General features: G+C 64.4%; 25 protein-coding genes. 19 read left to right on the top strand and 6 right to left on the bottom strand.

All coding sequences use genetic code 11. The features are described 5' to 3' along the window. Positions 1-112 precede the first annotated feature (112 nt). Entirely contained in the window at positions 113-523 is a 411-nt protein-coding gene (locus tag AC3WLM_RS06380; protein WP_062346577.1) for a four-helix bundle copper-binding protein, read from the top strand. 15 nt (positions 524-538) lie between these two features. Here the strand turns inward: AC3WLM_RS06380 and def are convergent, their stop codons facing one another. Further along, positions 539-1,105: a peptide deformylase gene (def, locus tag AC3WLM_RS06375; protein WP_062346579.1), complete on the bottom strand. Its 567-nt coding sequence runs from the start codon at positions 1,103-1,105 to the stop codon at positions 539-541. Between the two features lie 65 nt (positions 1,106-1,170). Continuing rightward, positions 1,171-1,767 carry a recombination mediator RecR gene (gene recR, locus AC3WLM_RS06370; RefSeq protein WP_062346581.1) on the bottom strand — a complete coding sequence of 199 codons (597 nt, stop codon included), beginning with the start codon at positions 1,765-1,767 and terminating at the stop codon, positions 1,171-1,173. Between the two features lie 52 nt (positions 1,768-1,819). Here recR and fmt point away from each other — a divergent pair, with 52 nt between their 5' ends. The 4 genes from fmt (at position 1,820) to AC3WLM_RS06350 (ending at position 7,076) form a co-directional block, all read left to right on the top strand. Then, the gene (fmt, locus tag AC3WLM_RS06365; RefSeq protein WP_062346584.1) at positions 1,820-2,725 is read left to right on the top strand and encodes a methionyl-tRNA formyltransferase; all 906 of its coding nucleotides are present in this window, start codon (positions 1,820-1,822) and stop codon (positions 2,723-2,725) included. Then, complete coding sequence (truA, locus tag AC3WLM_RS06360; RefSeq protein WP_062346585.1) at positions 2,722-3,474, top strand: tRNA pseudouridine(38-40) synthase TruA; 753 nt, start codon at positions 2,722-2,724, stop codon at positions 3,472-3,474. Before fmt ends, truA begins: the two co-directional genes overlap by 4 nt. A gap of 3 nt (positions 3,475-3,477) precedes the next feature. Continuing rightward, a complete protein-coding gene (locus AC3WLM_RS06355; protein ID WP_492476918.1) occupies positions 3,478-4,587 on the top strand; it encodes a zinc-binding dehydrogenase in 1,110 nt (369 codons plus the stop codon). Between the two features lie 116 nt (positions 4,588-4,703). Next, a complete protein-coding gene (locus AC3WLM_RS06350) occupies positions 4,704-7,076 on the top strand; it encodes a putative bifunctional diguanylate cyclase/phosphodiesterase (protein ID WP_492476917.1) in 2,373 nt (790 codons plus the stop codon). Positions 7,077-7,099: 23 nt separating this feature from the next. Here AC3WLM_RS06350 and AC3WLM_RS06345 read toward each other — a convergent pair whose 3' ends face one another. Next, positions 7,100-8,080, bottom strand: a complete 981-nt coding sequence (locus AC3WLM_RS06345; RefSeq protein WP_039331597.1) for an AAA family ATPase — start codon at positions 8,078-8,080, stop codon at positions 7,100-7,102. Positions 8,081-8,159: 79 nt separating this feature from the next. Between AC3WLM_RS06345 and AC3WLM_RS06340 the strand changes: the two genes are divergently transcribed. The 12 genes from AC3WLM_RS06340 to AC3WLM_RS06285 all read left to right on the top strand — a co-directional run bounded on the left by AC3WLM_RS06340 (position 8,160) and on the right by AC3WLM_RS06285 (position 15,561). Then, positions 8,160-8,807, top strand: a complete 648-nt coding sequence (locus AC3WLM_RS06340) for a glutathione S-transferase family protein (RefSeq protein ID WP_193827185.1) — start codon at positions 8,160-8,162, stop codon at positions 8,805-8,807. A gap of 126 nt (positions 8,808-8,933) precedes the next feature. After that, positions 8,934-9,539 (top strand): TetR/AcrR family transcriptional regulator, encoded by a 606-nt coding sequence (locus AC3WLM_RS06335; protein WP_230487702.1) that lies wholly within the window; start codon positions 8,934-8,936, stop codon positions 9,537-9,539. Between the two features lie 6 nt (positions 9,540-9,545). Beyond that, complete coding sequence (locus AC3WLM_RS06330; protein ID WP_193827183.1) at positions 9,546-9,911, top strand: DUF1428 domain-containing protein; 366 nt, start codon at positions 9,546-9,548, stop codon at positions 9,909-9,911. Beyond that, complete coding sequence (locus tag AC3WLM_RS06325) at positions 9,908-10,696, top strand: VOC family protein (protein WP_492476916.1); 789 nt, start codon at positions 9,908-9,910, stop codon at positions 10,694-10,696. Before AC3WLM_RS06330 ends, AC3WLM_RS06325 begins: the two co-directional genes overlap by 4 nt. Before the next feature lie 2 nt (positions 10,697-10,698). Further along, entirely contained in the window at positions 10,699-11,328 is a 630-nt protein-coding gene (locus AC3WLM_RS06320) for a glutathione S-transferase family protein (RefSeq protein WP_193827182.1), read from the top strand. After that, entirely contained in the window at positions 11,325-11,813 is a 489-nt protein-coding gene (locus tag AC3WLM_RS06315) for a VOC family protein (RefSeq protein WP_492476915.1), read from the top strand. The genes AC3WLM_RS06320 and AC3WLM_RS06315 overlap by 4 nt, the downstream gene beginning before the upstream one ends. Beyond that, a complete protein-coding gene (locus AC3WLM_RS06310; protein WP_492476914.1) occupies positions 11,813-12,469 on the top strand; it encodes a glutathione S-transferase family protein in 657 nt (218 codons plus the stop codon). Before AC3WLM_RS06315 ends, AC3WLM_RS06310 begins: the two co-directional genes overlap by 1 nt. Before the next feature lie 17 nt (positions 12,470-12,486). Beyond that, positions 12,487-12,927: an SRPBCC family protein gene (locus AC3WLM_RS06305; protein ID WP_062346603.1), complete on the top strand. Its 441-nt coding sequence runs from the start codon at positions 12,487-12,489 to the stop codon at positions 12,925-12,927. A 31-nt stretch (positions 12,928-12,958) separates the two neighbouring features. Then, positions 12,959-13,921: a cyclic nucleotide-binding domain-containing protein gene (locus AC3WLM_RS06300; RefSeq protein WP_492476913.1), complete on the top strand. Its 963-nt coding sequence runs from the start codon at positions 12,959-12,961 to the stop codon at positions 13,919-13,921. Beyond that, positions 13,921-14,835 carry a class II glutamine amidotransferase gene (locus AC3WLM_RS06295; protein ID WP_492476912.1) on the top strand — a complete coding sequence of 305 codons (915 nt, stop codon included), beginning with the start codon at positions 13,921-13,923 and terminating at the stop codon, positions 14,833-14,835. The genes AC3WLM_RS06300 and AC3WLM_RS06295 overlap by 1 nt, the downstream gene beginning before the upstream one ends. A 44-nt stretch (positions 14,836-14,879) precedes the next feature. Then, positions 14,880-15,239 carry a hypothetical protein gene (locus AC3WLM_RS06290; RefSeq protein WP_039331613.1) on the top strand — a complete coding sequence of 120 codons (360 nt, stop codon included), beginning with the start codon at positions 14,880-14,882 and terminating at the stop codon, positions 15,237-15,239. A gap of 112 nt (positions 15,240-15,351) precedes the next feature. Next, the gene (locus AC3WLM_RS06285) at positions 15,352-15,561 is read left to right on the top strand and encodes a hypothetical protein (protein WP_039331616.1); all 210 of its coding nucleotides are present in this window, start codon (positions 15,352-15,354) and stop codon (positions 15,559-15,561) included. Positions 15,562-15,573: 12 nt separating this feature from the next. On the opposite strand, the gene AC3WLM_RS06280 is transcribed toward AC3WLM_RS06285, so the two are convergent. From AC3WLM_RS06280 to AC3WLM_RS06270, 3 genes are read right to left on the bottom strand one after another with little or no spacing between them, the layout of a single operon-like run. After that, positions 15,574-16,317 (bottom strand): SDR family oxidoreductase, encoded by a 744-nt coding sequence (locus AC3WLM_RS06280; RefSeq protein WP_492476911.1) that lies wholly within the window; start codon positions 16,315-16,317, stop codon positions 15,574-15,576. A gap of 1 nt (position 16,318) precedes the next feature. After that, on the bottom strand, positions 16,319-16,771 hold the full coding sequence (locus AC3WLM_RS06275) for a nuclear transport factor 2 family protein (RefSeq protein ID WP_039331618.1): 453 nt from the start codon (positions 16,769-16,771) through the stop codon (positions 16,319-16,321). 13 nt (positions 16,772-16,784) lie between these two features. Continuing rightward, positions 16,785-17,174, bottom strand: a complete 390-nt coding sequence (locus tag AC3WLM_RS06270) for a nuclear transport factor 2 family protein (RefSeq protein WP_492476910.1) — start codon at positions 17,172-17,174, stop codon at positions 16,785-16,787. 89 nt (positions 17,175-17,263) lie between these two features. Here AC3WLM_RS06270 and AC3WLM_RS06265 point away from each other — a divergent pair, with 89 nt between their 5' ends. Both AC3WLM_RS06265 and AC3WLM_RS06260 read left to right on the top strand, forming a co-directional pair. Then, on the top strand, positions 17,264-18,121 hold the full coding sequence (locus tag AC3WLM_RS06265) for a DUF8021 domain-containing protein (protein WP_492476909.1): 858 nt from the start codon (positions 17,264-17,266) through the stop codon (positions 18,119-18,121). Further along, the gene (locus tag AC3WLM_RS06260; RefSeq protein WP_492476908.1) at positions 18,118-20,301 is read left to right on the top strand and encodes a PQQ-dependent dehydrogenase, methanol/ethanol family; all 2,184 of its coding nucleotides are present in this window, start codon (positions 18,118-18,120) and stop codon (positions 20,299-20,301) included. Before AC3WLM_RS06265 ends, AC3WLM_RS06260 begins: the two co-directional genes overlap by 4 nt. The last annotated feature ends 3 nt before the right edge of the window (positions 20,302-20,304 follow it).

Genomic DNA, 20,304 nt, shown 5'->3' with positions numbered 1-20,304 from the left:
TGACGCGCCAATTGGCGCAACCGATTCAGCCGGCGTGTTCCACAGGCAGGACGGGGCGCGGAACGGAAAGGAGCGCGACCCGCTAAGCCCTTGCGAACGAAGGAGAGCGCCCATGTCGATCGAGAAGATGATTTCGGAACACCCGCAGGTGGGTGACAACTACAACGCCACGCTGGGGTTGGCAGTGAAGCATGCGATGTATTGCTCCGCGATCTGCAATTCGTGCGCAGATGCCTGTCTCGCCGAAGCGATGGACATGGATCAGTGCATCCGCACCTGCCTGGATTGCTCTGATGTCTGCGCCGCGACGAGCCGCATTGCCACGCGCCGCACGGGATCCAACCGCGAGTTGATCCGGGCGCAGCTTGCCGTGTGCATCAAGGCCTGCGAGATTTGCGAGGCGGAGTGCGCGAAGCATGACCACGCCCATTGCCGCCGTTGCGCGCAGATGTGCCGCGAATGCGCCGACGATTGCCGCCGGGCACTCGAAGATCTGGATCGTGAGGTGCATGAGGCCGCGTAACGCGGCCTCATCAGGTCACGCCGCCTTGCGCAGCTTTTCCAGCTTTTTCAGCGCCATGTTGCGCTTGAGGCGCGAAAGGTGGTCTATGAACAGCACGCCTTCGAGATGATCCATCTCGTGCTGGAGGCAGGTGGCCATCAGGCCGTCCATTTCCTCCTCGTGCGTGTTTCCGTCGAGGTCCTGCCAGCGCGCGCGGATGCGGGCAGGGCGCTCGACCTCGGCGTAGATCTCGGGCACGGAGAGGCAGCCTTCCTGATAGAGGCTGTGCTCTTCAGATGGGTCGAGGATCTCGGGGTTGATGAAGACCCGCGGTTCCTTCTTGGTCGGCTGGTGGTGATGGTGGTGGCCATCGTGGTCGCAGGCGACGGGTTCGGCATCGGGATCATCGGGCTGAAGGTCGATGACCAGCACGCGCAGTGGCACGCCCACCTGGATCGCGGCGAGGCCGATGCCGGGGGCATCGTACATCGTCTCGAACATGTCTTCGACCAGCGTCTTGAGCTCGTCGTCGAACTTTTCGACGGGGACGGAGACCTGCTTGAGGCGCGGGTCGGGGACTTCGATGATTTCACGGATGGCCATGGGGGGCAGATAAGGAATGTGGGCGGGAGTCGCAAGAACAGCGTTTCGATCAGTGTGATCGGCGATCAGGCCACCGGGCGCCTTGCCCGCAACGCTTGCGCCAAGGTACCTTCGTCGAGGTAGTCAAGCTCGCCGCCGACCGGCAGGCCGTGCGCCAGTTGCGTGACGCGCACGGGGGCGTCTTCGAGCCGCTCGGCGATGTAATGGGCGGTGGTCTGGCCTTCGAGCGTGGCGTTCATGGCGAGGACGACTTCGTCGATGCCGCCGTGGCCCACGCGGTCGAGCAGCTGGCCGATGGTCAGGTCTTCGGGGCGCACGCCTTCCAAGGCCGATAGCCTGCCGCCGAGCACGTGGTACTTGCCGGTGAACAGGCGGGCGCGGTCCAGCGCCCAGAGGTCGGCGACTTCCTCGACCACGCAAATGGAGCGCTGGTCACGGCGGGGATCGGTGCAGATGCCGCAGGGGTTGGCGGTATCGACATTGCCGCACACCTCGCATTCGACCAGCAGTTCCTGCACCTGGGTCAGCGCGTTGAGCAACTGGGGCAGCGCGGTTTCGCGCCGTTTGATCAGCCACAGCACGGCGCGGCGGGCCGAGCGGGGGCCGAGCCCGGGGAGGCGCGCCAATGCGCCGGAAAGTGCCTCGATCTCTTGCGATGCCATGGCAGCACAGATAGGGCCGGAGCCGACAAACGGAAGGCCTTGCAGACAGCTTATGCGCATCATCTTCATGGGCACGCCCGATTTCGCGGTGCCGACGCTGGAAGCGCTGGTCGCTGCTGGGCACGAGGTGGTTGCCGTCTACAGCCAGCCGCCGCGTCCGGCGGGGCGGGGCAAGAAGCTCCAGCCGTCGCCGGTGCATCTGGCGGCGGAGGCGCATGGGATCGAGGTGCGCACGCCGGCTTCATTGAAAGGGGCCGAAGAGCAGACGGCGCTTGCCGCGCTGGGGGCCGATGTCGCGGTCGTGGCGGCCTATGGCCTGATCCTGCCGCAGGCGGTGCTGGACGCGCCGCGCCTGGGCTGCCTCAACGTCCACGGCTCGATCCTGCCGCGCTGGCGGGGGGCGGCGCCTGTGCAGCGGGCGATCCTTGCAGGTGACGATATGACCGGCGTGACCATCATGCAGATGGAGCGCGGACTGGATACCGGGCCGATGCTGGCCGAGGTTAAGACGCAGGTCGATGGCAAGACGGCGGGCGAACTGACTGCGGAGCTGGCCGCGAAGGGCGCCGCGCTGATGGTGCAGGTGCTCACTGATCTGGCTGCCTATCCGGCTGTGGTGCAGCCCGAGGCGGGTGTGACTTACGCCCACAAGATCGACAAGGCGGAGAGCCGGCTGGATTTCACGCGCGATGCGGTGGAGGTGGAACGGCAGGTACGGGCGTTTGCGCCGGTGCCCGGAGCGTTCTTCGAGCTTGAGGGCGAGCGGTATCGCATACTGGCGGCTGAAGTCGCTGATGCGCAGGGTGAGGCTGGCGTGACGCTTGATGACAGGCTCACCATCGCCTGCGGTTCGGGCGCGATCCGGCCTGTGCTGATCCAGAGGGCGGGGCGTCCGGCCATGGATGCGGCATCGCTTCTGCGCGGGCGGGCGATTGCGGCGGGGACCCGGCTCGGCTGATGCGGTTTGCGCTGACTCTCGAATGGAACGGCGGGCCCTATATGGGCTTCCAGCGCCAGTCGCACGGGCCGAGCGTGCAGCAGGCGGTGGAAGAGGCGGTCGAATCCGTCACGGGCGAGGCCGTGGTGCTCAACGCCGCAGGGCGGACAGATACCGGGGTTCATGCGCTGGGGATGCGAGCGCATTTCGATCTTTCGCGCGCGTTCGATCCGTTTCGCATGATGGAAGCACTCAATGCGCGGCTGCGCCTGGCGGAGCATCCGATCGCGGTGCTCGATTGCAGCCACGTGGCCGACGACTGGCATGCGCGCTTCTCTTGCATCGGCAGGTCGTACGAATATCGCATCATCAATCGCCGCGCGCCGCTGACGCTGGAACTGGGGCGGGCCTGGCGTATCGCCAAGCCGCTTGACGCTGCGGCGATGCACGCCGCGGCGCAGGCGCTGGTGGGCCATCACGATTTCACCACGTTCCGTTCGGTGCACTGCCAGTCGGCCAGCCCGTTGAAGACGCTCGACCGGCTGGACGTGCGGCGCGAGGGCGACCGGGTGATCATCGAGGCAGCGGCGCGCAGCTTCCTGCACCATCAGGTGCGCTCGATGGTGGGGTGCCTTGCGCTGGTGGGGCAGGGGCAGTGGCCGGTCGGCCAGGTGGCCGAAGCGCTGGCAGCAAAAGACCGTAGCAAATTAGGACTTAACGCGCCTGCCGAAGGTCTATACTTCGTCTCCGCAACATATCCCGGAGAGTGAAAAATGACCGATCTTCAAGGCCAGCGCATCGTCTCGCAGCTCGATCCCGACGGCACCCTGACCGTCAGCCTTGAAGACTTTACCCTGCCTGCGCCCGAGGGGCGGCAGGTGGTGATCCGCGTGGAAGCGACGCCGATCAATCCCTCGGACCTCGGCCTGCTGTTCGGCCCGGCCGATATCGAGAACGCGGCGTTCTCGCCCGGCAGGATTGTGGCGAAGATGCCCGATCCTGCCGTGCGCGCTATGGCCGCGCGCCACGGCGCAGCCATGCCTGTGGGCAACGAAGGTGCGGGGACGGTCGTCGCAGCCGGCGATGCTCCGGAAGCGCAATCACTGCTCGGCAAGCGCGTGACCTGCTTCCCCGGTGGCATGTATGCGACGCTGGCCGTGGGCGATGCGGCGATGTGCCTTGAACTTCCTGAGGGCGTGACGGCGGAGCAGGGCGCTTCGGCCTTCGTCAATCCGCTGACCGCCTTGAGCTTCACCGAAACGATGCGCCACCTTGGGCACAACGCTTTGGTGCATACGGCCGCAGCTTCGAACCTGGGGCAGATGCTGGTGAAGATCTGCCAGGCTGACGGCATTCCACTGGTCAACATCGTGCGCAACGATGCGCAGGTGGCGATCCTGAAAGGGATCGGTGCCGAGCATGTCGTCGACAGTTCGAAGGCAACGTTCCTTGACGACCTCGCTGCCGCGATCGGCGCGACCAAGGCGACGATGGCATTCGATGCAATCGGCGGTGGCAAGCTGGTCAGCCAGATTCTGACGGTGATGGAGCAGGTCGCCAATTCGGGCGCGGCTTACAGCCGTTATGGCTCGAACAGCCCCAAGCACGCTTTCATCTACGGCGCGCTCGATCTTTCGCCGACGGTGCTGACCCGCAACTTCGGATTTTCGTGGGATGTCTCCGGCTGGCTGCTGACGCCATGGATGGGCAAGCTGGGTGCCGAAGTCGTCGAAAAGATGCGCCGCCGCGTGATGGCAGAACTTACCACGACATTTGCGAGCAGCTACAAGGCGCGCGTCACGCTGGATCAGGCGCTTACGAAGGAGGCCGCGCTGGAATACAATGCGCGGCGCACTGGCGAGAAATACCTGATCACGCCGTGACGCGGTAAACGTCTGACTGCGTAAGCCTACATAACTGGTGCACCAGCAATCCTGAACACGTGTTGTCCTATCCGGCAGGGATGGACGGGACCGCGAGCAGTGGAAGGATGGAAAGGTTGAAGCTCTGGCTGCTCGAGCGGCCAGGCTCGCTGCTGCATCTGTTGCACTATGATATTGAACCTGGTGAGGTCGAATGGTTCGCCCGGCGCAAGCTCGAATACATCAATTCCCTGAGCGGCAACCTGTTCGAGGCGCTGCGCATGGCGCTGATGCTGGCGATATGCGCGCCCGGCCTGACCTGGCATTTCTATGTCGGTGCCGTGCTGCTGCTGGCCCAGATGCGCGTCGGCCTGACCGAACTGCGCCGAAAGGAAAGCAGCGGGCAGTACAAGCCATCGGAGATGGTCGAGATATGGGCCAAGGGCATCTGGCTGAGGGCCATATTCCTTGCCGCGTTTACCGCCTGCTGCATCATCGCCGTGCCGAGCGAGCGGATCGGGGCGCTGATCATCTACGTTCTGGTGCTGGCCCAACTTGAACTGCTGTTGCAGTTCACGATCCCGGTGGCGGGGATCATCTCCCAGACGATCTCGCTGGGACTGATGACCTTTGCGCTGCTGTTCCGGTCCGACTTGCGCGGGGAACTGATCGTGCCTGTCATGGGCCTGCAGCTGATCGCCCTGCACGTGATGCTTTTCAACCTGCACTACATGTTCGCTACGCGTATCCTGCGGACGCGCCGGCTGAAGGCAGCGGGCGAGACGATACAGGGCCTGCTCACTGCGTACGAGACCCATGCCAGCGACTGGATGCTTGAGACCGACGCCAGCGGGAATGTCGCGCTGCCGTCCGAACGATTGTGCACGGCCCTGGGGCGCGATGCGGCCGATCTGGAAGGCGTGAAGCTGGTCAACCTGCTTGTTGCAGGACCGGAGACCGAGGCATTGCGTGAGGCGGCACGTAAGCTGAAGCCGTTCCATGACATGGTAGTTCCGATCGTTATCGAGGGGGACCTGCATTGGTGGTCGGTTACGGGCAATCCGCTTTACGAGGAGCTTCGTCATAGCGGCTTCCGTTTGTTCGTTCGGGATGTGACTGATCGCTACACTGCCGAAAGCCAGGTGAGGTTCCTCGCGGACCATGACAGCCTGACCGTCCTGCCCAACCGGCATAACTTCCAGGCGAGGCTGGAGGCGGCGCTTGACGGCGCCGTTGCAAACAATCCTTTCGCCGTATTTTACGTCGATCTCGATCACTTCAAGGCGGTCAACGATACGCTCGGCCATCAGTTTGGCGACAGCGTGCTCGTCGAGGCGGCATGGCGGATCAAGTCGGCGCTGGGAGGACAAGGCTTCGTTGCCCGCTTGGGCGGGGACGAGTTCGCCTGCATCGTCGACGATTTCGATACCGTGGACAATCTGCGGGAGGTCGGCCGCGCGATAGTCGAAGCGATCAGCCAGCCAATGGAGATCGAACGCCGGACGGTGCGGATCGGAGCGAGCATCGGCATCGCGATTGCGCCCGAACACGGGGCTACATCCGAGACTCTGCTGCGCAGCGCGGACCTTGCGCTTTACGAGGCCAAGTCACGTGGCCGAGGGTCAGCTATCGTTTACGACCCGGCGATGGAGGAGCTGAAGCAGGAGCGCGGCCGGCTTGAGCTGGATTTGCGCAGCGCATTGGCCAATGGCGAGTTCGAGCTTCACTACCAGCCTTTGCATGAGCTCGCGAGCGACCGCATTGCCGGGTTCGAAGCACTGCTGCGCTGGCGGCACCCTGAACGGGGCTTGATCCCGCCAGACGTGTTCATACCCATTGCCGAGCACACCGGCCTCATCGTGGCCCTTGGCGAATGGGTTCTGCGCGAGGCGCTGGCAGAGGCGGCCACCTGGCCTTCGGACATGACCGTGGCGGTCAACGTTTCACCCGCACAGATGGCGGACTTCACTCTGCTCAAACAGGTGATCGCTGCACTTTCGGCGAGCGGCTTTGATCCGCACCGACTGGAGCTCGAGATTACCGAAACGATGCTGATGCAGGAGTGTGACGATCATCTGCAGCAACTGGAACGTCTGCACGCACTCGGCGTGCGCATCGCGCTCGATGACTTCGGGACGGGCTATTCATCGCTGAACTATTTGCGCAGTTTCCCGTTCGACAAGATCAAGATTGACCGCTGCTTCATCAGTGAACTCAACGCAGGCAGTGAAAGCAGTGCGATCATCGAGGCAGTGCTGGATCTGGCCAGCAAGCTGAACATGCAGACCATTGCCGAGGGCGTGGAATCCGAGGAGCAGCTTGCGAGCCTGCGGGCGCTGGGGTGCGAGCAGGTGCAAGGCTATCTGATCAGCAAGGCGATACCCGCGGAAGACCTGCCGATCAGCCGCCAGTTTGCTCGGCAAAAGCTTGAGGCCGCTGACGCGATGCCGAGGCTGCCGGAGCTGAAGCTTGAGGATTACCGGGTGGATCAGGAGGCCCGGCGGGCCTGAGCCCGCCGCAGCCGTCACCCGCTTCAGCCGCGGTGGGCAACGCTTTCGGGGAGGTCCTTGCCGAAGACGCGCTGGTAATATTCGGCCACCAGCACGCGCTCGGTCTCGTCGCACTTGTTGAGGAACGAGAGGCGGAACGAAAAGCCGACATCGTTGAAGATCTGGCTGTTCTGCGCCCAGCTGATCACCGTGCGCGGGCTCATCACGGTCGAGATATCGCCGTTGATGAAGCCCTGACGGGTCAGGTTCGCAACGCGCACCATGTCGGCCACGACCTGCGGATTGAGATCGGGCACCTTCTTGCTGACGATCTCCACCTCGGTCGCATCGGGCAGATAGTTCAGCGCGACGACGAGGTTCCAGCGGTCCATCTGCCCCTGGTTGATCGCCTGCGTACCGTGATATAGACCCGAAGTGTCGCCAAGGCCCACCGTGTTGGCCGTGGCAAACAGGCGGAAATGCTTGTTCGGGCGGATCACGCGGTTCTGATCGAGCAGCGTGAGCTTGCCTTCGGTTTCGAGTACGCGCTGGATCACGAACATCACGTCCGGCCGGCCGGCGTCATACTCGTCGAAGACAAGCGCGGTGGGTGTCTGCAGCGCCCAAGGCAGCAGGCCTTCTCGAAATTCGGTGACCTGAAGGCCATCACGCAGCACGATGGCATCGCGGCCGACGAGGTCGATGCGGCTGATGTGCGCATCGAGGTTGATGCGGATGCACGGCCAGTTGAGGCGGGCTGCAACCTGTTCGATGTGAGTCGACTTGCCGGTGCCGTGATAGCCCTGCACCATCACGCGGCGGTTGTAGGCAAAGCCCGCAAGGATCGCCAGCGTGGTGTCCGGATCGAACACGTAGGTTTCATCGCGATCGGGCACGCGCTCATCGGCGCGGCTGAACGCGGGGACCTTCATGTCGATGTCGATGCCGAAGGTCTCGCGGACATCGATTTCGGTGTCGGGCGCGGCGAGCAGCGTCGTCGCGTGGCTGTTCGGAAGTTCGCTCATCGCTGCCTCGCCTATACGGGCGGGGGCGGCGCTGCAATAAGGTTTCACGGAACCTGTCCGTTAGAATGGGAGAATTTCGATGAAGCTCTACGGCGCGATGCTTTCGCCGTTCGTGCGAAAGGTGGCGGTTGTCCTTACGGAAAAGGGCATTTCCTTCGAACTCGCTCGGGGCGGGCCGGGCAGCAGCGATCCTGAGTTCCTTGCCTGCAGCCCCTTGGGCAAGATCCCGGCGATCGACGACGACGGCTTTCAACTCGCCGATTCGACCGCGATCGCGGTGTATCTTGATGCGCAGTATCCCGAGCCGCGGCTGATCCCGGATGAAGCCAGGCTGCGGGGCAAGGCAGTGTTCTGGGACGAGTTCGCCGACACCGTGCTGGGCGCGTCCGGCCTGAAGATCCTGTTCAACCGTCTCGTCGGCCCGAAGCTGATCAAGACCGGTGGCGACGAGGCAATTGCCCTGCAAGGCGAGGCGGAACTGCCGCGCTGGCTGGATTGGCTGGAAACGGCTGTGCCTGATGAGGGCTGGCTGCTGGGCGAGAGCTTCAGCCTAGGCGACATTGCCGTCGCCTCGATGTTCCGCACGCTGGCCTATGTCGGCCACGGTGTCGACGCAGCCGCGCGGCCCAAGACGGCGGCGTGGTATGCCCGTGTCGCTGCGCGTCCGGCGTGGGCCGCCGTGGCGGCGCAGGAAGAGCCGATAGCGCAGCGCATCATGGCCATGTGACATCAAGGGGCCGGGAGGGCGTGCTGCGTCCTCCCGGAAACGCTTCATCGCTTTGCGCTTGCGACATACCAACTGGTTGGTATGTCTTCTTGGGTGATCCCGAATCGATCCTTTCGACCTCCGGCAGTGACCGCGAAGGACAAGCTGCTCGAAGCGGCGGTGAAGCTGATCCGATCGAACGGCTTTGCTGGCACCTCGGTCGATCAGCTTTGCGCCGAGGCCGGGGTGACGAAGGGTGCGTTCTTTCACCATTTCGCGTCCAAGGAAGCGCTTGGGGTGGCGGCAGCGGAGTACTGGTCGGCGAGCACTGGCGGGTTCTTCGCCGAGGCGCCCTTTCACGCTCTGCCCGACCCGGTCGATCGGGTGCTGGGCTACATCGATCTGCGGATCGCGTTGATTGGCGGGCCGCCCGAGGCCTTCTCGTGCGTGGCCGGGACCTTGGTGCAGGAGGCGTTTCGGTCGAGCGCGGCAATTCGCGTCGCGGCCGAAGCCAGCATCATGGCAAATGCGAGGGCGCTCGAGGCGGATCTTGACGCAGCGGTGGCACAGTGCGGCGTAACAGGCACGACAGGGGCCAGCCTTGCGCGGCATGTCCAGGCAGTGATCCAGGGCGCGTTCGTCCTGGCCAAGACGCAGCCGGAAGACGCTGCCGCGGAATTGGCGCGAGAGCAACTGGCGCACCTGAGACGCTACTTCGCGATGTTGTTCGGGAGGGATATCGGAGAGGAGTAAAGGCCCATGTCCTATGTAGACGGGTTCGTGCTGGCGGTACCGACCGCCAATCGGGAAAGATACGAGGCAGTCGCCCGCAAGTTCGACTCCATGCTGGTCGAGCACGGAGCCTTGCGGGTGGTCGAGGCGTGGGGAGATGACGTGCCCCACGGCAAGCGCACGGATTTCCACCGCGCCACCGAAGCCACGAACGACGAGACAATCGTGTTCAGCTGGGCGGAATGGCCTGACCGGCAAACCCGTGATGCGGCCCACGCCGCGATGGAGAAGCTCATGTCCGAAAGCGGCGAGCCGATGGACATGCCGTTCGACGGGGCGCGGATGATTACCGGTGGCTTCGCCACGCTGCTCGATTTGGGGCAGGGGGCATGAGCCGCCCCGTTCCGTTTTGCTGGTACGAACTGATGACCGGCGATGCCGATGGCGCTGCGGAGTTCTATGGCGCTGTGGTGGGCTGGAGCTTCAGCACGCCCGATCCGCAATCGCCGATCGACTATCGCATGATCCTGCGCAGCGATGGCGGCGGCAATGGCGGGGTGCTGCAATTGAGCGAGGCCATGCGACAGGGCGGAGCGCATCCGGCGTGGGTGCCCTATCTTGCCGTCGCCGATATCGACACAGCGCTATCGGCGATCGAGGCCGATGGCGGCCGTGCGCTGATGCCCCGGACCGATATTGACGAGGGCAGCTTTGCCATGGTCACCGACCCGCAAGGCGTGCCGTTCTACCTGATGCAGCCGCGCCCGCCCGCAAACCAACCGGGCGCCCAAAGCGACGCGTTCAAGGCCGATGGCGTGCAGCATGTGCGCTGGCACGATCTGGCCACGCCCGATCCCGCTGGCGCCAAGGCTTTCTACGGCCGGCATTTCGGCTTTGAGTTCAACAACGTGATGCCGATGGGTGAACTGGGCGAATACGCCTTCATCGACTTTGGCGCCCAGGCGCTGGGTGGCATCATGCCGCTTGTTGGCGGGCGCACGCCGGGCTGGCAGGTCTACTTCGGCGTTCCGTCTGCCCTGCAGGCCCGCGACGCCATTGTCCGGGCCGGCGGCACGATCCTGACCGAGCCGCATCAAGTGCCTGGCGGCGATTGGGTCGTCATCGCGCAGGACCCGCAGGGTGCGCAGTTTGGCGTGGTCGGTCCCAGGGGAGAATGAAGATGAGCAAGTTCACGTTCTACACGAACCCGATGTCGCGCGGCCAGATCGCACGCTGGGCACTGCACGAAGTTGGCGCGACTTATGACACCGTGCTGGTCGACTGGCAGGCCAAGCCGGAGGGCTTCCTTGCTGCCAACCCGATGGGCAAGGTGCCGACGATCGTGCACCACGCCGACGAAGGCGATCACGTGGTCACCGAATGCGCCGCGATCTGCCTGTACCTGGCGGAGGTCTTCCCGGAGGCCGGTCTGGGGCCGCAGGATCACGAACGTGCGGCCTATCTGCGCTGGACATTCTTTGCGGCTGGGCCAGTGGAGCAGGCGGTCACGGCGCGCAGCCTCGGCTTCGATCCAAAGGACCCACGGCAGCAAGGCATGGCCGGCTTTGGCAGCTATGATCGCACGGTCGATTCGCTTGCGCGGCACCTGGCTCAGAACGCCTATGTCTGTGGCGACCGGTTCACGATGGCGGACGTCTATGTCGGCAGCCACGTGGATTGGGGCGTCGGCTTCAAGTCTCTGCCCGAGCGGCCGGAGTTCCTGGCCTATCTCGATCGGGTGCGAGCGCGGCCGGCTTATGGCGAGGCGAAGGCGATTGATAGCGCACTGATCGCCGAGATGCAGTCGTGACCGTCCCTCCGCTCACCCTGTGCCTGTGGTACGATGGCGATGCCGAAGAGGCAGCAAACTTCTATGCCGCAACTTTCCCCGACAGCGAGGTCGGGTCGGTCCATCGCGCGCCGACCGACTTCCCCGGCGGCTCCGCCGGCACCGTGCTCACGGTCGAGTTCACGGTCCTCGGCACGCCCTGCATGGGGCTTAATGGCGGGCCGCAGTTCCCGCATAGCGAGGCTTTCTCGTTCCAGGTGGCTACAGACTCGCAGGAGCAGACCGATCGCTACTGGAACGCCATCGTAGGCAATGGTGGTGCGGAAAGTGCCTGCGGCTGGTGCAAGGACAAGTGGGGCCTGAGCTGGCAGATTACCCCGCGGGTCCTGACCGAGGGAATGGCTCATTCCGACCCGGATGTTCGGGCGCGGGTCTTCTCTGCAATGATGACCATGCACAAGATCGATCATGCCGCGATCGAGGCCGCGGCGCGAGGTGATGCCTGATGCTCGCGCTCTACGGCCATCCCTTCTCGTCCTACACATGGAAGGCGCTGATCGCGCTCTATGCCAATGGCACGCCGTTCACGTTCCACAGTCTCGATGGCGAGAACCCCGATCAGGCAGCTGCCCATGACCGGGTCCAGCAGGCCAGCCCGATGGGCAAATTTCCGCTGCTGGTGGATGGATCGCGCGAGGTGTTCGAAGCGACTTCGATCATCGAGTATCTTGCGCTTCACCATCCCGGTCCCGCGCCGCTTCTCCCTGCCGACGCAGACGAGGCGGTCTGGACGCGCATGATCGACCGGGTGTTCGACAATTACGTGATGAACGCGATGCAGGACAGTGTCGACGATGCGATCCGGCACGGAACCGTCTCGGCCGAAGTGCAGGGGCGCGTCGAGGAGCGAGTGACGCGCGCCTATCGCTGGATCGATGCGTGGCTGGCGGGCTATGCGATGCCTGCAACCATCAGCCTGATCGAATGCGCCGCTGCGCCCGCACTGTTTTATGCCGATTGGGTGGTACCCATCCCCGATGACTGCGCACGCCTCCGGACTTGGCGCGCGCACCTTCTGGCTTTGCCGCCGGTGGCGCGCTGCGTCGAGGACGCGCGTCGATTCCGGCATTACTTCCCCCTCGGCGCGCCCGATCGCGATTGAGCGGCAAGGAGACAGACATGCACGAGCTTTCGATCAACCGCTATATCGCGGCCAGCCCGGTCAAAGTCTGGGACGTCCTGGCCAACCGGCAGGAGGAATGGTGGTGTCCCAAACCTTGGCGCATCACCATGGTCGCGCAGGAACGTCGGCCCGGTGGTCGGTCTGCGATGGTCATGCATGGCCCGGATGGTGAGGAGATGCCGCAGGAGGGGATTTTCCTTGCCTGGGAAGAAGGCCGGCGATTCATCACGACCGATGCGGTTACGTCTGACTTCGAACCCTCCGGACCTTTCATGATCGGAATCTGGGAAGTGGCGCCGGAAGGTGATGGCACGCGCTACACTGCCAGCGCCCGGCACTGGACCGAGGAGGCGATGCAGAGCCACGCCGAGATGGGGTTCGAAGCGGGTTGGAATGCCTGTGCCGACCAGTTGCAGGCGCTTGCCGAGGCCGATTGACGTAAAGGCGGGGCAGGCGCAATCTCTGTGGATGGGAGAGAGAGCGCAGGCACCGGCGCAGCTTGCCGGGCTCGATCGCGAGGCTTGGGAAGCACTGCTGGGCAATGCCTTGCCGTTCGCCGTTGGCGCAGGTGAAGTGCTGTTTCGGCAAGGCGATCATGCCGATGCACTCTACCTTGTCGAAGCGGGCCTGCTGGAGATCGCCGCGCGCATTCCGGGTGACGACAATGCGGTGATCTCGGCAATACGGCCCGGCGAGGTCGTGGGTGAGTTTGCCCTGCTTGACGATGGCCCCCGCTCGGCCCGGGTCAGGGCAGTGGAGGACACCCGCGGGCTGGTGGTATCCGGTCGCCGCTTCCGGGCGCTGCTGGCCGATGGCTCGGGCTGGGCCATGCAGCTCGGACACGCCTTGCGCCGCCTCGTGGCCGCGCGCACCCGGCAGACGCTCGAACGGATCGTGGCCGAAGGCCATTTCGATCCGCACGCGCTGCGGCAGTTGCATTCCGGGCCGGGGCCCAGCCCGTCGCGCTCCGATGCGGCTGTGCTGGCGCATGGCCTTGCGCGTCTTAAAGGCATCGGGGATATCGTGCAGGCGGGGGCACTGCTGGAAGCGCGGCGGGGCGCTACGGTGGCTGCTCCAGGGGACAGACAGGACGGTCTCTTTCTCGTCCTGCGCGGGGCAGTGCGCGCAGCGGTGTCGCGGGGCGCGATGGCAGAGCAGGTCTTCGTGTTCGGGCCCGGCTGCTTCGTCGGCCTGACCGGTCACAGCGATGGCGGGCCGCAGCCACTGCTGGTGACGGCGGCGGAACAGGCACAGCTTGTCCATCTTCCTGCCGTGACGCTTGCCGCGCTGGAAGCCGATGCGCCGCCGTGGCTGCCCGTGCTCCACGCAGCATTCGGGCGGCAACTGGTGCAGGACCAGCGCAAGGCCAACCGCCACCTCGGCCGCTCGTTGTCCTTGGCGCGTTTCAACCATGCCGGAGAACTGGGCTGATGTGCCGCATCCTGAGCTATCTCGGCACGCCGGTCCTGCTCGATGACCTGCTCTACGCGCCCGATTCCTCGCTGCTCAATCAGACGATCGGCGCGCAGATGCTGCAGATGCTTAACCTGGCAGGTTTCGGCATGGCGGCGTGGGACGAAGCAAGCCACGCACCGAACGTGCCGTTTCGTTATCGTACGACGCAGGTCGCGCTGTTCGATCGCAATCTCAAGGCGCTTGCCGGCAAGCTGCGTTCATCCGCGCTGCTCGCGCACATTCGCGGCGTGCCCTATAACTCCACGGTCCAGATCAACGCGCAGAACTGCCATCCCTTCCGCTTCGATGGCGTGCCGCTGTCCATGGCGCACAACGGCGATCTGGCAGGTTTCCGGGACATGCGCTTCGATCTTGCTCCGCACATCCGGCCGGAGTTTGCCAAGCAGATCCAGGGCTCCACCGACAGCGAATGGATCTATGCGCTGGTCGTCTCGGCCCTGCCTGATCCGGGCGGGATCAACGAGCCTGACGCCATCCTCGCCGCGATCCGCCATGCCTTGAGCGTGCTGCGTGAGGCCAGGGCGCGGCATGGGATCACGCGGTCAAGTTCGACCAACCTGATGTTCTGCGATGGCACCAATCTTGCCGCTGTCCGCTTTACTTTCGACTTCGGACACTTCGACGCGGGCGCGCTGCAGGGCAGTTCGGAGTATCTCTCGATGTGGTACACGTGCGGACGGGACTATGGCCTTCACGAAGGCGAGTGGAAGCTGATCGGCGGAGCCATCGATGCCGACAGCGTGATCGTGGCTTCAGAGCCGCTCACCCGCGACTTCGCGACATGGATCGAAGTGCCGGAGTATTCGGCGCTGCTGGTGCGGCGCGATGGGGCAAGGCGGCGGGCGGAGATTCACGCTCTGGAAGTCTGATCGGCACATGATAGGCTTGTGCTCAGCAGTGAAGGGGAAACGTCATGAGCCTGTTCGATTCGATCCTTGGCCAGGTGGCCGGCAATGTCGATGTGAAGAACCTTGCGGCAAAGGTCGGCATCGATCCCGACACAGCCGAGAACGCGATTGCGGCGCTGGCTGCGGGGCACCAGTCGAAGGGCGACACGATCGAGACGGCGGCGGCCAACTCCGGCCTCGACGCCTCGAAACTGCAGGAGATCGTAGGCCACATCGGCGGCGAGGGCGCACTGGCCAGTTTTGCTTCGGCGCTTGGCCAGAATCCCGATGCGTTGAGCAAGGTTTCCGCCTTCCTCGACAGGGACGGCGACGGCAATCCGCTCGACGATCTTGCCGGTATGGCCAAGGGCCTGTTCAGTCGCTAACGCATTCTGATTGGCGGCACCGGCCCGCTCCCCCGGCCCGACCACCCGACAGTGTATCCTATGGGTGGTCGGGCCGGGGGAGCGGGCCGGTGCCGTATTCAAGGAATCCTGCATGCTTGATGCTGCGCTGTCCCTGATGATGCTGGCCGCGATCGCCCTTGTCGGCGGGGCTGTGTTCCTGTTCCGCCGGGGCGAACGCAAGCGGCCTGCGCTGATGCTGACGCTCGCCGGGATCATGGTGGTGAACCTGATCATCTGGACCCTGCCCGACCGCAGCGGCGCCACGCTGAAGGGCGCCGCCGAGGCGGGGCCCACGCAATAATCAGCCCAAGTGTCAGCCCAGCTCGATGCACCCGCCATCGACGCTGAGGTCTACACCGTTGATGAAGCTGGCCTCGGTACTGGCTAGGAACAGCACTGCGCGCGCCACTTCTTCCGAGGTCCCCATGCGCCCCAGCGGCACGACCGACGAGAGCAATTCGCGCATGCCTTGAATCTCCTCAGGGCTTGCGTCGCGCTTGAAGATTTCGGTGTCGGTCGGGCCGGGGCTGACCATGTTTACGCGGATGCGCCGCGGCAGCAGTTCCTTGCCGACGATGCGCGCCATGGCCCGCAGGCCTGCCTTGGCTGCGGCATAGGCGACGTTGCCCGGCACAGCCGCGGTCGATCCGATGGAGCCGGTAATGACGATGGCCCCGCCGTTGCGCATCAGCGGCAGCGCCTTCTGGATCGCGAAGAACGCCCCGCGCAGGTTGACGGTGTGGATCTGATCCCAGAACTCCGGGGTGACATCAGGCACCATGGCGAAGCCGCCGACCCCTGCGTTGACGAACAGCACGTCGATCCCGCCCAGTGCGTCCTCGATCTCGCCCAACGCCGCCTGGGTCTGGGCAAGGTCACCGATGTCCGAGCGGATGCACAGCGCGCTGAGTTCCTCGGCCACAGCCCGCAAGGTCTCGGCATTGCGCCCGGTGATGGCAAGCCTGGCGCCCTCGGCAGCGAACATCCGCGCGGCGGCAAGGCCGATGCCGGCATTGCCGCCGAGGATCGCCACGCACTTGTTGTCGAAGCGCTTCATCTCAGAACATCGTGTTGGTGTTGGCCGACGCTTCCGGCACGGGCGAGAGCACGTCCCAGTGTTCCATCACCTTGCAGCCTTCGACACGGAAGATATCGACCACCGCGAAGCCGCGCTTGGCTGCGGCATCACCGTTCTCCATCCAGCCGTGACTGTGGACCGCCACCAGGTTGCCGTCGGCGATGATGCGATGGATCGTGGTGCGCTGGCCGGGGTTTTCGGCGACGAATTTTTCGAGGAAGCCGATCGCGGCTTCCCGGCCGGTGGCGGCATAGGGGTTGTGCTGGATGTAACCGGGATCGACCCAGCGCTCGAACGAGGAGCGGACCTTCTTCTGGATGTAGAACTCGTCCATGAAGTTGCTGACCACCTGCTTCGGGGTCAGCTTGCATTCCGCCGCCTGCGCGGCATTGGCGGTGAGGGCAAGGGCAATTGCTGCGGTTACGAGGCGCATCGTTCTTCTCCCTTCAAAACATGCTGTTGGGGTTGACCGGCTGTGCCGGCACGTCCTGAATCACGTCCCAGTGTTCGACGATCATGCCGTTCGCCACCCGGAAGATATCCACCACGGCAAGCCCCGGATCCCCCGGCCAGCGCACCACGTGGGTGTGCGTGATGACATGATCGCCATCGACGAAGCTGCGGTGGATGGTCTGCACGGCATCGGGCGATTCGGCCCGCACGCGGTCAAGAAAGCCCTTCAGGGCTTCCACAGTCGGCTCGGCCAACGAGGAATGCTGGACGTATTCCGCTGCGATGTAGCGGTCGACTGCGCTGCTATCCATCGCGATCAGGACCTTGTGGTACATCTCCAGCACGAGGTCGTGGTTGGCCTGTTCCGCCTCTGTGCGCGCCATGCGCCTCTCCCCTTTATTTATAACAATTGGTAGAGTATGCCTTCAGCTGAGAAGGCCGTCAAAGCCTCAATGCAGTCCTGGGAGAGTCGATGACCCGCGCCGAGCTTTATGCCGTTCTTGACCGGTTCCTTGCCGCGTTGAACACGCGCGATCCCCATGCGCTCGACTGGGCGCCGGGTGCGCATCACAGCGAGAACAACGTCATGCTGGAGATCGGCGATGGCGTGTGGGGCACGATCGACCGGCTGGGCGACTACCAGTTGCGCTTTGCCGACGTGAAGACGGGACAGGTGGGTTACTTCGGCACGGTGATCGAGCCTATCGAGGAATCGGCCTTCACCCTGCGCCTCGGCGTGAACGAAGCGGGCCAGATCGCCGAGTGCGAGATGCTGATCGTCCGCCAGTCCGATAGTGGCATCAAGTTCGAGAACTGCCGCTACTGGGACAAGCCGATCCTGCACCGCGAACCTGAAGAACCGGTGTCCCGAGAGGAGATGGTGCGCCTTTCGAACGGCTACTTCGATACCCTTCAGCGCAACGACGGAACGATCCACACGAAGTTCCACCCCGATTGCAATCGCGTGGAAAACGGGGTCCAGACCACGCGCAATCCCGACTTCGCAAAGATCGTGCCGGTCTCGGCGCTGGGCTGCGAAGAGCAGTTCCGCATGGGCAATTATCGCTACGACGATGACTTGCGCGCCCGTCGCTTCCCGTTGGTGGATGAAGAGCGCGGGCTGGTGCTGGCGTTCGGTTTCATCGATCATTCCGGCCGCCTGCGCGAGTTCCAGTTGACCGATGGGCGCACGGTGAAAAGTCCGGTGCTGCGCCCGCACAGCTTCTACATCTCCGAACTGTTCAAGATCGACCATGGCATGATCGAACAGATCGAAGCGAACTTCATAACCGTGCCCTACCGCATGCCCAGTCCGTGGGACGCGCTGTGATACGCCAGTTTCTCGCCAGTCTCTTTCTTGGTCTCGCCGCCTGCTGGCTGGGCGGCGCGACGGCGCTGACCGAGGGGGCAGGGCGGGAATGGACCAGTCCCGGCGGGGATTCCGGCAAGACTCACCATTCGCGGCTCACTGCGATCAATGCGCAGAACGTAGGCCAGTTGGGCCTCGCGTGGTCTGCCGAACTGGACACCTTCAGGGGGCAGGAAGCCACCCCGGTCGTGGTCGATGGCGTGCTCTATACGTCAGGCACTGCAGGCCGCGCCTATGCTTTCGATGCGGCCACCGGCAAGCCGCTCTGGCGGTTCGAGCCAGAAGTCGACATGCAGGTCAACCGCACGGTCTGCTGTGACATGGTCAACCGTGGCGTCGCTGTGGCGCGGGGCAAGGTGTTTGTCGCTTCGCTTGATGGCTGGATGTACGCGCTCGATGCCCGGACCGGCGCGGTTGCGTGGAAGAGCGACTTCATCGAGAATCGCGCCAAAGGCGACAATTCAACCGGCGCTCCGGAAGTGGCTGGCGATGTCGTGGTCATCGGCATGGGTGGCGCCGAATATGACGTGCGCGGCTATGTCACCGCGCTGGATCTCGATACCGGCAAGCTGCGTTGGCGCTGGCACGTGGTGCCGCGCGATCCCAAGCTCGGCCCGCAGGAAACACCGGAACTCGAAGCCGCATTGAAGACATGGGACCCGAACAGCCGCTGGGACATCGGCGGCGGCGGTTCGCCGTGGGATGCGATCAACTACGATCCCGAGACCGGGCTGGTCCTCGTCGGCACCGGCAACGGCGGGCCGTACGCCACGTCGAAGCGCTCGCCCTCGGGCGGGGACAACCTCTACCTCGCCAGTCTCGTCGCGCTCGATCCGAAGACGGGGCGAATGAAGTGGCACTATCAGGAAACGCCCGGAGACAACTGGGACTTCACTGCGACCCAGCCGATGATCTTCACGCGCATGGACATCGATGGCGAGAACCGCCCGGTCGTGCTCCACGCGCCAAAGAACGGCTATCTCTACATCCTCGACCGACGTGACGGAAAGCTGCTGCGCGCCAATCCGATCGTGCGCATTAACTGGGCCAAGGGGATCGACCCCAAATCCGGGCGGCCGATCCTGGATCCCGAAGCGGCGGACTACACCACCGGCCCCAAGATCGTCTTTCCCGCCACCACCGGCGCGCGCAACTGGCATCCGGCCAGCTACGATCCCGCTACCGGTCTATACATCGGCGCGGTGCTCGACATGGGCAACCTCATCTTCATGACGCCGGGGGCCAAGCCGCTGAAGGCGCGCGGGCTCAACAACGATGCCGCGCTGATCTTCACGCCTGATGTGAAAGAGGCGCTGGCGGGCTTTCCGCCCGAGTTCGGCGATGCCGTGCGCAAGCTTCCGGCCTATCAGGAAGCGCTCAGGCAGCCTGCCACCGCGCAGATCCGCGCGATTGATCCGCTGACGGGCAAGACCGTCTGGTCTGCCGACACCGCAGGCTGGCAGGATCGCGGCGGCGTGCTGACCACAGCTACCGGCCTCACAATCTACGGTGGCGTCACCGGCAAGCTCTTCGTGCGAGAGACAAGGACGGGCAAGCTGCTCAAGGAAATCGACACCGGCACCCCGATCATGGCCGCGCCGATGACCTACGAGGTCGGCGGCGTGCAGTATGTCGCAGTCATGGCCGGGTGGGGTGGGGGCGGCTATCCCTTTGTTCCGCGCTATTCGGCCGCCTACACGCGCGGCAACATGAACCGGCTGCTGGTGTTCAGGCTGGGTGGCGGCAAGGTGCCGATGCCCGATCTGTTGCCACCGCTGGAAGTTGCGCCAGAAGCTCCGGCGCAGGCACCGGGCGTCACTGCGGCGACGATTGCCCGGGGGCAGGGGCTGTTCTTCGGCAACTGCGCCATCTGCCATGCCAACCAGCCGCGCTCGATCACGCCGGACCTGCGCCGGATGCAGCCGGGCACGCACGAGGCTTTCCGGCAGATCGTGCTCGAAGGGTTGCTGACGCCGAACGGGATGCCGCGCTGGGACGACATCCTCTCGCCCGGTGATGCCGATGCGATCCACGGCTACCTGATCGACCTGCAATCCAAGACCCGCGCCGACGAGCAAGCCAAGCAGAAGGCCGGCAAGCCGCTCGACGGGCCGAGCCTGACGATCCTTTCGAACTACTGAGGC

The sequence above is a fragment of the Novosphingobium sp. FW305-C-30-35 genome (genome assembly GCF_058783135.1).
This window is presented reverse-complemented; position numbering and strand designations above follow the sequence as displayed.

Bases quoted from the DNA above. Each gene is read 5' to 3' on its own strand.
- AC3WLM_RS06355 (WP_492476918.1), top strand. From the start codon at position 3,478: ATGACCGATCTTCAAGGCCAGCGCATCGTCTCGCAGCTCGATCCCGAC.
- AC3WLM_RS06290 (WP_039331613.1), top strand. From the start codon at position 14,880: ATGAGCCTGTTCGATTCGATCCTTGGCCAGGTGGCCGGCAATGTCGAT.
- AC3WLM_RS06310 (WP_492476914.1), top strand. From the start codon at position 11,813: ATGCTCGCGCTCTACGGCCATCCCTTCTCGTCCTACACATGGAAGGCG.
- AC3WLM_RS06305 (WP_062346603.1), top strand. From the start codon at position 12,487: ATGCACGAGCTTTCGATCAACCGCTATATCGCGGCCAGCCCGGTCAAA.
- AC3WLM_RS06300 (WP_492476913.1), top strand. From the start codon at position 12,959: ATGGGAGAGAGAGCGCAGGCACCGGCGCAGCTTGCCGGGCTCGATCGC.
- AC3WLM_RS06265 (WP_492476909.1), top strand. From the start codon at position 17,264: ATGACCCGCGCCGAGCTTTATGCCGTTCTTGACCGGTTCCTTGCCGCG.
- AC3WLM_RS06285 (WP_039331616.1), top strand. From the start codon at position 15,352: ATGCTTGATGCTGCGCTGTCCCTGATGATGCTGGCCGCGATCGCCCTT.
- AC3WLM_RS06345 (WP_039331597.1), bottom strand. From the start codon at position 8,080: ATGAGCGAACTTCCGAACAGCCACGCGACGACGCTGCTCGCCGCGCCC.
- recR (WP_062346581.1), bottom strand. From the start codon at position 1,767: ATGGCATCGCAAGAGATCGAGGCACTTTCCGGCGCATTGGCGCGCCTC.
- AC3WLM_RS06330 (WP_193827183.1), top strand. From the start codon at position 9,546: ATGTCCTATGTAGACGGGTTCGTGCTGGCGGTACCGACCGCCAATCGG.
- AC3WLM_RS06320 (WP_193827182.1), top strand. From the start codon at position 10,699: ATGAGCAAGTTCACGTTCTACACGAACCCGATGTCGCGCGGCCAGATC.
- AC3WLM_RS06340 (WP_193827185.1), top strand. From the start codon at position 8,160: ATGAAGCTCTACGGCGCGATGCTTTCGCCGTTCGTGCGAAAGGTGGCG.
- AC3WLM_RS06325 (WP_492476916.1), top strand. From the start codon at position 9,908: ATGAGCCGCCCCGTTCCGTTTTGCTGGTACGAACTGATGACCGGCGAT.
- AC3WLM_RS06380 (WP_062346577.1), top strand. From the start codon at position 113: ATGTCGATCGAGAAGATGATTTCGGAACACCCGCAGGTGGGTGACAAC.
- AC3WLM_RS06280 (WP_492476911.1), bottom strand. From the start codon at position 16,317: ATGAAGCGCTTCGACAACAAGTGCGTGGCGATCCTCGGCGGCAATGCC.
- AC3WLM_RS06275 (WP_039331618.1), bottom strand. From the start codon at position 16,771: ATGCGCCTCGTAACCGCAGCAATTGCCCTTGCCCTCACCGCCAATGCC.
- fmt (WP_062346584.1), top strand. From the start codon at position 1,820: ATGCGCATCATCTTCATGGGCACGCCCGATTTCGCGGTGCCGACGCTG.
- AC3WLM_RS06295 (WP_492476912.1), top strand. From the start codon at position 13,921: ATGTGCCGCATCCTGAGCTATCTCGGCACGCCGGTCCTGCTCGATGAC.
- AC3WLM_RS06270 (WP_492476910.1), bottom strand. From the start codon at position 17,174: ATGGCGCGCACAGAGGCGGAACAGGCCAACCACGACCTCGTGCTGGAG.
- def (WP_062346579.1), bottom strand. From the start codon at position 1,105: ATGGCCATCCGTGAAATCATCGAAGTCCCCGACCCGCGCCTCAAGCAG.